The sequence below is a fragment of the Mesorhizobium sp. B2-4-13 genome (genome assembly GCF_006658535.1).
Lineage (GTDB): Bacteria > Pseudomonadota > Alphaproteobacteria > Rhizobiales > Rhizobiaceae > Mesorhizobium > Mesorhizobium australicum.
In genome coordinates this window covers 153,616-165,171 of record NZ_VFVB01000002.1, presented here as the reverse complement: position 1 = coordinate 165,171, position 11,556 = coordinate 153,616, and the positions used below count along the sequence as shown (strand labels likewise).

Here is an 11,556-nt window from a genome sequence, read left to right as displayed (position 1 = left end):
ATCCTCGGGTTAAGCCCGAGGATGACGAAAGGAAGGGGTGTCTCCCGCCAATCGCCGAGCCATGCAGTCCGATCGAAACTCTCGCCCGAGAAACCGGTCGAGATGTTGCAGCTCTGATTCAAATTGTTGCCGCTATGATTCTAGATGCTCGCCCAACATCTTGATTTTATTTGCTAGTTCATATTTCCAGCTTGGCCGGAAAGCCCGGCGCGCGCAGGTCGGTGCCGACGGTATCTTCAAGCAATTTGACGATCTGGGTCGACCAGGCATCGCCGCCATAAGCCGCCTTGCCTTGCTCCAAGATCGCGTTGACGCGCAACGCCAGATCGAGCGGCACGCCGGATTGTTCGGCCATGGTCAGCGCAAAGCCAAGGTCCTTCAGCGCAAGGTCCATGGTGAAGCCGATATCGTAGGAGCCGTTCAGCACCAACTGGCTTTCGGTCTCGTGGACGAAGCTGTTGCCTGAAGACGCGACGATGGCGTGGTAGGATTGCGCGAGGTCGAGCCCGCCTTGCTTGGCCAGCATCAGCGCCTCGCCGGCGGCGACCAGATGGATGAAGGCCAGCATGTTGGTGATAACCTTGATCACCGCCGCCGAGCCGATCGGGCCCATCAGGAACGACTTGGCGCACATCGCTTCGATGGCCGGGCGGTGACGCTCGTAGAGGGGGGCGTCGCCGCCGACCAGCGCGGTGATCTTGCCGGCCGCCGCCAGATGCACACCGCCGGTGACCGGGCATTCCAGCGTCTCGATCCCCTTGGCCGAGGCGAGGGCGGCCAGCCGCAAAATCTCGTCGCGGCCGTTGGTCGACATCTCGATCCAGGTGCCGCCCCTGGGCAGCCCTTCCAGCAATCCGCCCGGGCCGCCCAGCACCGCCTCGCTGACTTTTGGCGAAGGCAGGCACGTGATGGCATTGCCGGCCCGCGCCGCGGCTTCGGCCGGGCTATTGGCGGCCGTCGCGCCGAGCGCGACAAGGCGCTCGACGGCGGCGGGGTCGCGGTCGACGACGGTGACGTCAAAGCCGTTGCGGATCAGGCTGGCGGCAAGATTGCCGCCGAGATGGCCAAGGCCGATGAAGGCGTAGCTTTCGCTCACGGCATCAGCGGCGTCTGCATCATCTGCAGATGCAGGTCCTTGCCGGTGTAGGGATGGGCGTCGCAGACCGCCTCGTTCAGCTCGACGCCGAGGCCCGGCTCCTTCGACGGGATGACATTGCCGTCCTGCCATTCGATCTTCTTCTTCAACAGCGTGGCGTGGAAACCGTCCCACTGCTTCAGCGATTCCAGGATCAGGAAGTTGGGCAGCGTCACCGCGAGCTGGATGTTGGCGGCACCGACGATCGGCCCGCAATAGCAGTGCGGCGCGACCTGGATGTGATAGGCCTCGGCCATGGCCGCGATCTTCTTGGTTTCCAGAATGCCGCCGGAGCGGCCGAGGTCCGGCTGCAGGATGGTGGCGGCGCGGTTCTCGATGACACGGGCGAATTCGGATTTGGTCGTCAGCCGCTCGCCGGTGGCGATCGGGATCGAAGTCGCGCGGGCGACCTGCGCCATCACTTCGGGCATGTCGGGCGGCACCGGCTCCTCGAACCACAGCGGATCATAAGGCTCGATGGCGCGCGCCATGCGCAGCGCGCCCGATGCCGTGAACTGGCCGTGCGTGCCGAACAGGATATCGGCGCGGGTGCCGACCGCCTCGCGGATCGCCTTGATCATGCGGGTCGAGACATCGATGTCGACGAGGCGCGGCTGATGGCCGTCGAAGGCGGTGTAGGGGCCGGCCGGGTCGAGCTTGACGGCATTGAACCCCTGCTCGACATATTCGAGCGCGCAGGCCGCCGCCATCTCCGGGTCGTTATAGACATTCCTGCCATCCGGCGCGTCCTCGGAATGGACGCTGCCGGTGTGCGGATAGAGATAGGTGTAGGAGCGCAGCGTCTCGTGCACCTGGCCGCCAAGGAGCTTGTAGACCGGCTTGTTGGCTTCCTTGCCGACGATGTCCCAACAAGCCATTTCGAGTGCGGAAAAACAGCCCATGCCGGTCACGTCGGGGCGCTGGGTGAAGCCGGAGGAATAGGCGCGGCGGAAGAAGTTCTCGATGTCGTGCGGATCGTGGCCGATCAGATAGCGCTCGGCCATGTCCTCGACGAGCTTGGCCGTGACATGGGCGGAGAAGGTGGCGTTGTAGGCCTCGCCATAGCCGACCACGCCGCCATCGGTGGTGAGCTTGACGAAGATGAAATACTTGCCGCCGATGCCGGGTGGCGGGTTGCCGACAACCCAGGTCTTGACGTCGGTGATCTTCATGTGTGGTCCTCCAGAACCAGTTCGGCGCCCTTCCACCCGGTCATGACAGAGGCGGCGTTGGTGTTGCCGGTGATGTTGTCGGGAAAGATCGAGGCGTCGATGATGCGCAAGCTTTCGAGCCCGTGCACCTTGAGGCGCGGATCGACGACGGAGCGCGAGGGATCGGGTCCCATGCGGCAGGTCGAGACCGGGTGATAGACGGTGCCGGAGCGTTTCCTGAAATCGGTGATCAGGTCGGCGTCGGACCGGATCGACGGACCGGGCAGCACCTCTTCGGCGATGATCTCGGCCATGGCGGGCATCGAGGCGATCTTGCGCACGAATTTCACCGCCGACAGCATTTCGTCGACATCGGCATTGGTGGAATAGGCGTTGGCGACGATCTTGGGATAATCGAGCGGATTGCTGGAGCGGATCATGATCTCGCCGCGGCTCGATGGCCGGCAGTTGGACAGGCCGATGGAGAAGCCCGGCCACGGATCCGGCGTCAGGATCGGCCGCTCGCCGTTCTTCGGGATGAGGGTCGAGAAGGCCTGGAAATAGAGCTGCATGTTGGGGCGCGAGAAGGCCGGATCGGTGCGGAAGAAGCCGCCGCCATGGTTCATCGACAGCGACAGCGGCCCGGAGCGGGTCAGGATGTACTGCATGCCGACCAAAAGCTTGCCCCACCAGGGACGCAGGATCTGGTTCAGCGTCGGCAGCTTGCCCTTGAAGGTGTAGTTGATGCCGACATGGTCCTGCAGATTGGCGCCGACATTCTCGTTGGCATGCACGACCGGGATGCCCAAGCCTTCAAGCAGCGCCGCCGGACCCACCCCGGAGAGCTGCATGAGCTGCGGCGAGTTGATCGAACCCGCGGACAGGATGATTTCGCGGCCGGCGCGGGCCGTCCTGGTCTGACCGTTCTGCAAATACTCGACGCCGACGGCGCGCTTGCCTTCGAACAAGACGCGGCTTGCCAGCGCGTTGGTCTCCACGCGCACATTGGCGCGCTTCATCGCCGGGCGCAGGAAGGCACGGGCGGCCGACATGCGCCGGCCGTTCTTGGTCGAGATCTGGTAGATGCCGACGCCTTCCTGGGCAGCACCATTGAAATCGGGGTTGAGCGGCAGACCGGCCTGCTGGCCTGCGGTGAGATAGCGCTTCGTCAGCGGGTGGACGGCATCGGTGGTGTCGCTGATGTGCAGGGGACCGCCGCTGCCGCGCCATGCGTCGGCGCCGGCTTCATTGTCCTCGAGCGCCTTGAAGGCCGGCAACAGATCGTCATAGCCCCAGCCGGGATTGCCGGCGGCGCGCCAGTCATCGAAGTCTTCGCGGGCGCCTCTGATCCAGACCATGGCGTTGATCGAGCTCGACCCGCCAAGCAGCTTGCCGCGCGGCCAGTGGTCGACATTGCCGCCGAGGCCGGGATCCGGCTCGGTCTTGTAGTTCCAGTTCACCGTGGGATCGAAGAAGGTCTTGCCGTAGCCGAGCGGCATCTGCACGTAGAAGCGCCGGTCGCTGCCGCCGGCTTCCAGCACCAGCACCGAGAAGCGGCCCGAAGCCGACAGTTTGTCGGCCAGAACCGAGCCGGCCGAGCCGGAGCCGACGATGATGAAGTCATAGGTCTGCATGATGAAAATGGCGGCTCCGGAAATCTGGCGCAGCCTAGACGCCATGGGTTCGCCGCGTCGCCGCGCCTTCCGGCATCGGTTGTGAAAAAAGCGACTGGTATACCGGCCGGCTTTCGGGGAATGCCGACAATCGCGCTTGATATGCATGGGGTCGACGGACTATGCGGATAGCATCATTTCGGCATGATTTTTTCCGATAAGTCTGCAACTTTTCGGAATCATGCCCCTGGCCACTCCGCGCAAAGGCAGGAGAACCCATGCGTGTCCTGTCGGATGCTTTCATTCCCGAACTGCCGGGCTATTACAAAGGCAAGGTCCGCGAGAATTACGACCTGGCCGACGGCAGGCGTATCATCATCGCCACCGACCGTCTCAGCGCCTTCGACATCATTCTGACCTCGATCCCGTTCAAGGGAGAGATCCTCACCCGGACGGCGCGGTACTGGTTCGAGGAAACCGCCGACATCTGCCCGAACCATGTGCTGGAATATCCCGACCCCAACGTCGTCGTCGGCACAAGGCTCGACATACTGCCGGTCGAGATCGTCGTGCGCGGCTATCTGGCGGGGACCACCAGCACCTCGATCCTGACCCGCTACCGACGCGGCGAACGGGACATGTATGGAATGCGCCTGCCAGACGGCCTGCGCGACAATGAGAGGCTGGCCGAACCGGTCATCACGCCGACCAGCAAGGCGGCCGACGGCGGCCATGACGAGCCGCTGTCCAGGGCCGAGATCCTGGAGCAGGGCCTGCTCACGCAGGAGCAGTGGGACACGGTTTCGGATTATGCCTTGAAGCTGTTCGCCCGCGGCCAGGCGCGCGCAGCCGAACGCGGCCTGATCCTGGCCGACACGAAATACGAATTCGGGACAGACAAGGACGGGACGATCATTCTCGCCGACGAAATCCACACGCCCGACAGCAGCCGGTACTGGATCGCGGCGAGCTACCAACAGGCGCTGGCTGATGGCACGCGGCCGGAGAGCTTCGACAAGGATTTCATCCGCTCATGGGTGACGGCGCGCTGCGATCCCTACAAGGACCCGATCCCGAGGATTCCGGACGAGATCGTCGAACAGGCCTCTGGGGTGTATGCCCAGGCTTACGAGGCGATCACCGGCAAGGCATTCGTTCCCGACATTTCCGGGGATACGGTTCTCGACCGCATCCGCGCTAACCTTGCACGTTATTTCTGAGAGGTGCGATCTCCAGGAACCGCGTTCCTCGGCGATTGGAGGAAACCCTCCCTGACACCCGAAGCCGCTGAAAATCAGGCACAACCGGGCGAATGCCAGGCTAGCCTATGGCCTTGGGGCGAGGAAACAGCAGCCGCCGCGCGTTGACCTATTCCCGTAGCGGCGATACGGGATCGATGACCATCACTGCTTGAGGATTCTGCCCATGGTGCAGTACGCGGACGGACGGCCGATCGGAGACCTGACGCTGCGCACCCTGGCCATGCCTTCGGACGCCAATGCCGCAGGCGACATTTTCGGCGGCTGGGTGATGGCGCAGATGGATCTTGCCTGCGGCATCCGCGCCGCCGAGCGCGCCAGGGGCCGCGTGGTGACGGCGGCGGTCAAGGAAATGTCCTTCGCCAAGCCGATGAAGATCGGCGACACGCTGTGCATCTACACCCATGTCGAACGCGTCGGCCGCACCTCGATGACGCTCAAGGTCGAGGCCTGGGCGCAGCGCTACCTTTCCGACCTGATGGAAAAGGTGACGCACGCCGATTTCGTCATGGTGGCGCTCGACGGCGAGGGCAAGCCGAAGGTGGTTCCCGCCGAGAGCTGATTCGCGCCAAGCCCGGGCATTTGTAACATCGCCCGAGCGAAGCGATGCGTTCAGCGACATGCTGCCGTTGCCTTCCAAGCGCAATGCTGCGGGGCACCGGAGGAAGACAATGCGTCAACACCTGTTGAACGGCTGGCTTGCGGCGGCTCTCGTGGCCTTGGTCTGCCTGCTCGGCATAACCGCTTACGCCGAAGTCAAACAGGACCTTGGGCGCACTGCCTGCCTGCATGACAGCACGGATGCGAAGCAGCGAACAGCGACGTGCACACTCTGCAGCCAGACGCCTTGCTTGGCGCGAAGAGCCTGACTGGCTGCCGTTGGAATGCGGTTATCGTCGAGAGGGAGGCCGGGCGCGTCGGGCCGGCATCGAGCGCCATGGACTATTTCCAAGTCGCTTTCAGGGAACCGTGACTTCGCCTGCAGCAGCTAGAGCCGCTCAGTGCAGGTTCCGAATCCCTTGCCGCGCATGGGCTTCAGGCATGCATGTCGTCGAATCTGGCGCGTGCCGACTGGACACGCTGGGTGTTCTTGCGGGCCCATTCGCCGAGCGCGCCGACCGGCACCAGCAACTCGTGACCGAGCTCCGTCAGCTCGTAATCGACGCGCGGCGGAATGGTCGGAAATACCTTGCGCGTGACGAAGCCGTCGCGCTCCAGGCCGCGCAAGGTGGTGGTCAGCATCTTCTGGGAGATGCCGCCGACGGCGGCGCGCAATTCGTTGAAACGCAGCGGTCCGCCGCCCAGCTTGCCGACCACGAGCACGGTCCATTTGTCGCCGACGCGCTGCAGGATTTCCGACACGGCGCGGCAGTCCTCGGTGCTATGCGGGTGCCTCAGTAACAAAAACGTGCCTCCTTGCGCATCAAATTGTCAGTATCACATATAGCGCCGGTATCCAAACGATACCAAAAATTCCCGCAAGGAGAGCCCCTTATGTCCAAGCCCAAAATCGCCATTGTCATCGGTTCGACGCGCGCCGCCCGCTTCGCCGACGTGCCGACGCAGTGGATCGCCAAGATCGCCAAGGCACATGCCGACATCGATGTCGAAATTGTCGATCTGCGCGACTTTCCGCTGCCCTTCTTCGATGAGGTCGCGTCCTCCGCCTGGGCGCCGTCGCAGAACGAAGTCGCACAGCGCTGGCAGAAGAAGGTCGCCGGATTCGACGGCTTTATCTTCACCGCCGCCGAATACAATCACGGCCCGACGGCCGTGCTGAAGAATGCGATCGACTACGCCGCCAACGAGTGGAACAAGAAGCCGGCCGGCTTTGTCGGCTATGGCAGCGTCGGTGGCGCCCGCGCCGTCGAACAGCTTCGTCTCCACGCCGTCGAATTGCAGATGGCGCCGGTCAAGTCCGCGGTCCATATCGCCTGGGGCGATTTCCTGGCCGTGCGCCAGGGCGAGAAGAAGCTCGAAGATCTCGAGCACCTGAACCAGGCCGCCACCGCGCTGGTCAACGACGTCGCCTGGTGGGCCAAGGTGCTGAAGGCCGCCCGCGCCGCCGATGCCGTCGCCGGAGAAGCCCAGGCGGCCTGATCCGCCGGATCGGATTGTCCTCCCAAGGGATATGGGGCGGCGCTTGCGTCGCCCTTTTTTCGCGTTCCTGCAAGGAGTTGCGGCTGCGCGAAAGATCTGCATGCAACGCCGCGCCGCCCCTCAGCGCCTCGCAAGCAGGTGAGGGTGCCGCAGACACTGCGCTCTTGCGAAGGCGCCCGTCCCGGGAGCCACGTGCTCGTCCTTTGCCCGAAGAGGGCGGCTCGACCGGCAAGGTCGTGCTGATGCCTCAGTTCCCGAAGGTGCTCGTCGGCAGACTGCCACCTCAAAGGGCGGTCGTCGGTCCAGGTCGGGTCGGCTCCGAATATCGAACGGCTCAAATACCCGCGATCGCGAAAAGCCAGGCCAGGATGTCGAACAACAGAAGGACCAGCGCAATCTGCAATGCCACCCGAAGCCGCTGGATAATGCGCCAGTTGCTGACCATGTCCGCCTTGATGCGAAGGGCGAGCGCGCGCTGCATGGCCGACATGTTTGCCGGCCTGTCGCCGTCGACATATTGATGGAGCAGCTCTTCTGGGTCGAAGCGGAACGTGTATTTGTGGTAGGGCCAAAGCAAGAAGACGATCAGCCCGCCGATGGCGAACAGCAGAACCACCGCGATCCAGTCCCAAAGCCCAAGCCCGTCGGAAAGCGCCCTTCCGCCAAGCAGCGAGTTGGCGAACGCAGTGGCGAAGATGAGGCTGCCGGCGCGGGCGTTCATGTTCTCGACGAGGTTCTGCTGGTGATTGAGGCCTCTCACCGCCTCCTGATAAATGAAGGCAAGGCGGGGATCGCCGTCGGCAAGGTCGCTCGCGACTGCTGTGTTGTTGTCTGCTCTACTGGCAGATTCGTTCATAAGGGTGCTCTATAGCGCGCCAGTGCTGCGTCATCCTAACTCAAATCTCTTGCCGCCAAAACGTTGGCCGTACAGGACAGCTCCTCGACTCTTCCACCGGCCTCCATTTATGGGCCGACTGTTTTTGACGGCACTCTGGCGGAGATCTTTGATCTCGAGGATCAGATCGCCTCAAACATAGTCGGCGCAATCACGCCGAAGGTCGAGGAGGCTGAAATCGAAGGTGCCAAGCGCAAACCGAGATCTTTGCGCTCGCAGCCGAACTACGCGAGCGCGATGCGTGTCGCGATGGCAAGTCATGCCTTGGCGGGACAGCTTTCTGAAGCGGAGAAGATGCGCGCCTGCGCGAACTCGATCCCACATTGCGGCTTTCGGACCTCGCGGAGGTGCTGCCCCGTTTCAACGGGTGGAAGACCGCGAGAACTATATCGAGGGCCTTCGGAAGGCGGACTTGCCAGAATAGCGCAAAAGCCGGTCCGTCATGCCATGGCCGAAACTCGATGCTCAGATATCCGCTTTCGCGGTCACGCGCCGCTAGACAAGCCGGCAATGGTTGGCGGGCTCGCTGCGAGCTTTCCCAGCCATTCCACAAGTCGCCATGGTTGGACCGCCATATCGGCGGGGCTGCCATCTGGCCCCGCCGGTCCGCCCTGATATATCCGACTGCGATCCACCACATGAGGGCCTCGTGAAGTCGTCCAGCCTGGCAGGCGCCGTTTCTCCCATGATCCCGGTGCTTGTCTGCGCGCTTGGCATCTTCCTGCTGTCGGGGATGGACGCGGCGATGAAGGTCCTGGTCCTTGCCGTCGGCGTCTACAACACGGTGCTGTGGCGCAGCATGCTCGCGACCGTGGTTGCCGGCGCCGGCTGGTCGGCGGGACCGCGCACGCTGCCCAAGCCTTCCGTGCTCAGGCTGCATGCGCTGCGTGCCGCGGTCGTCGGCTTTGTCCTGCTGTCCTTCTTCTGGGGGCTTGCGAGGCTGCCGCTGGCGGAGGCGATCGGGCTCAGTTTCGTGGCGCCGCTGTTCGCCCTGCTGCTGGCGGCGTTGCTGCTCGGCGAACGCATACAGCGTCAGGCGATCTGGGCTTCGCTGGCCGGCATTGCGGGCGTCGCAATCATCGTCGGCGGACAGTTCGGGCAGACAAGCCATGCCAGGGATGCCTTGCTCGGCACGGCGGCGGTGCTGGTGTCGACGGTGTTCTATGCCTACAATCTGATCCTTGCGCGGCAGCAGGCGCTGGTGGCCAAGCCGATCGAGATCATGCTGTTCCAGAACCTTTGCGTGGCGGTCTTCCTTGGTCTCGCGTCACCCTGGCTGGCCATTGCCCTGCCGCGCGAGCTCTGGCTTCCGCTCGCCGGCGTGACGGCGCTGTCGCTCGCCGGCCAATTCCTGATGAGCTGGGCCTATGCGCGGGCGGAAGCGCAGTATCTGATCCCGACGGAATACTCCGCCTTCATCTGGGCGATCGCACTTGGCTTCCTTTTCTTCGACGAGGCGGTGACCTGGACCACGCTGGCGGGAGCGGGTCTCATCGTCACCAGTTGCCTGATCGCGGCACGCTCAAATCCCAGGCTTGCCGAGCCGATCGAAGCCGCTCTCTGATGGCCTAAGCTTCCCGCCCACCATGCGCCGAGGAGGGAGGCTGATGGGCTCGGAGGGGTAGCCGTCATCTAAGTAGATCATTCATCTAAGTAGATCCTTTGCAATTTCTAGTTTATACACCATTTTACTAAATATCTTTGCTTAAGCGCCGCTCTTTTCCCGGACAATAAGTATATGTCTTCCGAAAGATCGATGTTATGGTGGATTGTGTAATGATTCCCCGGAACGAAATCGTTCCTTTCAGCATTGATCCGACGTGGCCATCCGGAAGTCCGTAAGCGAACGGTTCGAGGCGGCCATGCCTCACGAGGAGGATGTATCCGATGAGCTTCTTCGTCAACGCCGTGGGTGTTCCTCTTCCCTATAGCGGTACGTCCAACCACTGGTTCTCGGCGCCTGGGGCCGGGCCCGACTTGTATGGCAGCGCGGGAAATGACTCGTTTTACGGAGCGGGCAATCTCAACGTCACCATGCATGGCGGCACGGGCGATGACATCTATTACCTCTATGGGGCGGGCAACAAGGTGGCCGAGGGCGCCGGGGCAGGCATCGACACGATCAGCACGTGGATGAGCTACAAGCTCCCCGCCAATGTCGAGAACCTCATCGTCACAAACCCCAACAACTACGCTTTCGGAAACGGCTTGGACAACATCATCACCGCCAAGGCTGGGCACCAGACGCTGGACGGCGGCGCGGGAAACGATGTTCTGATCGATGGCGGCGGTGGCTACGACACGTTCGTCATCTCGAAAGGCAACGGCAGCGACCTGATCGCGAATTTTGCCGCCACTGACACGGTTCGCCTCAACGGCTATGGTTTCACGTCGTTCGATGCCGTTCACTCGAACCTGATCCAGGCGGGATCGAACGTGCTGCTGAACCTCGGATCCGGCGAGATCCTCGAGTTCAAGGACACGACCATCGACAAGCTGCAGCCCAACCAGTTCGAATTGCCGATCGACATGTCCGGCATGAAGCTGTCCTTCAGCGACGATTTCAACGCGCTCAATCTTCACAACGCTCAGGGCGGCACGTGGGATACCAACTTCTCATGGGGAGCGCCGAACGGCAGCACATTGACCAGCAATGGCGAGCTGCAATGGTACATCGACGCCAATTACGGGCCGACGAGTTCCGTCCACCCGTTCAGCGTGAATAACGGCGTGCTCACCATCACCGCCGCGCAGGCGCCGGCCGACATCAAGCCGCTGATCAACAACTACGAATACACGTCAGGTATCCTCAATACGCACAGCACCTTCTCACAAACCTACGGCTATTTCGAAATGCGCGCCGACCTGCCCGAGAACGCCGGCGCCTGGCCCGCCTTCTGGCTGCTGCCGGCAGACGGCTCGTGGCCGCCGGAACTGGATGTGGTCGAGACGCGCGGGCAGGACCCGAACTCGTTGATCATGACGGCGCATTCGAATGAAACGGGAACCCACACCAAGGTGACGTCGACGGTAAACACCATGGATACCGCCGGCTTCCACACCTATGGGCTGCTGTGGACGCCGGACAAGCTCGTCTGGACTTATGACGGTGTCCAGGTCGCGGAAGCGGCGACGCCATCCGATATGCACAAGCCCATGTACATGCTGGCCGATCTCGCGGTCGGCGGTCTTGCCGGCGCGCCTCCCGATCATCTGGCGACGCCTGCCGAGATGAAGATCGACTATATCCGCGCCTATACGCTGGACAACGCGCCGGCGAGCGCTTTGCACACCACCACCAGCACCGCCACGCATAGCATCGCCAGCAGCACGCTGCACGGCGGTTCCGAATTCGGGGGCCACGCGTAAGGGCCGGGATCATGCAGCGGCGGGAAATGCGGAA

Annotated in this window: 10 protein-coding genes and 1 pseudogene; 6 read left to right on the top strand and 5 right to left on the bottom strand. The window is 62.9% G+C overall.

Features of this window, described 5'->3' with window-relative positions:
- Window positions 1-178: 178 nt before the first annotated feature.
- From FJ936_RS04910 to FJ936_RS04900, 3 genes are read right to left on the bottom strand one after another with little or no spacing between them, the layout of a single operon-like run.
- Window positions 179-1,096: an NAD(P)-dependent oxidoreductase gene (locus tag FJ936_RS04910; protein WP_141906191.1), complete on the bottom strand. Its 918-nt coding sequence runs from the start codon at window positions 1,094-1,096 to the stop codon at window positions 179-181.
- Window positions 1,093-2,307 (bottom strand): mandelate racemase/muconate lactonizing enzyme family protein, encoded by a 1,215-nt coding sequence (locus tag FJ936_RS04905; protein WP_015316135.1) that lies wholly within the window; start codon window positions 2,305-2,307, stop codon window positions 1,093-1,095. The genes FJ936_RS04910 and FJ936_RS04905 overlap by 4 nt, the downstream gene beginning before the upstream one ends.
- Window positions 2,304-3,920 carry a GMC family oxidoreductase N-terminal domain-containing protein gene (locus FJ936_RS04900; protein WP_140721956.1) on the bottom strand — a complete coding sequence of 539 codons (1,617 nt, stop codon included), beginning with the start codon at window positions 3,918-3,920 and terminating at the stop codon, window positions 2,304-2,306. The genes FJ936_RS04905 and FJ936_RS04900 overlap by 4 nt, the downstream gene beginning before the upstream one ends.
- A 257-nt stretch (window positions 3,921-4,177) precedes the next feature.
- Here FJ936_RS04900 and FJ936_RS04895 point away from each other — a divergent pair, with 257 nt between their 5' ends.
- Entirely contained in the window at window positions 4,178-5,119 is a 942-nt protein-coding gene (locus FJ936_RS04895) for a phosphoribosylaminoimidazolesuccinocarboxamide synthase (RefSeq protein WP_140721768.1), read from the top strand.
- Window positions 5,120-5,324: 205 nt separating this feature from the next.
- Window positions 5,325-5,720 carry an acyl-CoA thioesterase gene (locus FJ936_RS04890; RefSeq protein ID WP_140664901.1) on the top strand — a complete coding sequence of 132 codons (396 nt, stop codon included), beginning with the start codon at window positions 5,325-5,327 and terminating at the stop codon, window positions 5,718-5,720.
- A gap of 473 nt (window positions 5,721-6,193) precedes the next feature.
- On the opposite strand, the gene FJ936_RS04880 is transcribed toward FJ936_RS04890, so the two are convergent.
- Window positions 6,194-6,562, bottom strand: coding sequence for a helix-turn-helix domain-containing protein (locus FJ936_RS04880; RefSeq protein WP_140789633.1), 369 nt, complete (start codon window positions 6,560-6,562; stop codon window positions 6,194-6,196).
- A gap of 90 nt (window positions 6,563-6,652) precedes the next feature.
- On the opposite strand from FJ936_RS04880, the gene FJ936_RS04875 reads away from it, so the two are divergent.
- Window positions 6,653-7,258, top strand: coding sequence for an NADPH-dependent FMN reductase (locus FJ936_RS04875; protein WP_015316140.1), 606 nt, complete (start codon window positions 6,653-6,655; stop codon window positions 7,256-7,258).
- A 334-nt stretch (window positions 7,259-7,592) separates the two neighbouring features.
- Here the strand turns inward: FJ936_RS04875 and FJ936_RS04870 are convergent, their stop codons facing one another.
- The gene (locus tag FJ936_RS04870) at window positions 7,593-8,114 is read right to left on the bottom strand and encodes a hypothetical protein (protein ID WP_181171293.1); all 522 of its coding nucleotides are present in this window, start codon (window positions 8,112-8,114) and stop codon (window positions 7,593-7,595) included.
- A 74-nt stretch (window positions 8,115-8,188) separates the two neighbouring features.
- On the opposite strand from FJ936_RS04870, the pseudogene FJ936_RS30820 reads away from it, so the two are divergent.
- From FJ936_RS30820 to FJ936_RS04855, 3 genes and pseudogenes are all read left to right on the top strand, one after another.
- Window positions 8,189-8,354 (top strand): annotated as a pseudogene (locus FJ936_RS30820) (CadC-family transcriptional regulator); the annotation flags it as partial.
- Window positions 8,355-8,838: 484 nt separating this feature from the next.
- Window positions 8,839-9,717 carry a DMT family transporter gene (locus tag FJ936_RS04860; protein ID WP_140789650.1) on the top strand — a complete coding sequence of 293 codons (879 nt, stop codon included), beginning with the start codon at window positions 8,839-8,841 and terminating at the stop codon, window positions 9,715-9,717.
- A gap of 323 nt (window positions 9,718-10,040) precedes the next feature.
- On the top strand, window positions 10,041-11,522 hold the full coding sequence (locus FJ936_RS04855; protein ID WP_015316143.1) for a family 16 glycosylhydrolase: 1,482 nt from the start codon (window positions 10,041-10,043) through the stop codon (window positions 11,520-11,522).
- Window positions 11,523-11,556 lie beyond the last annotated feature (34 nt).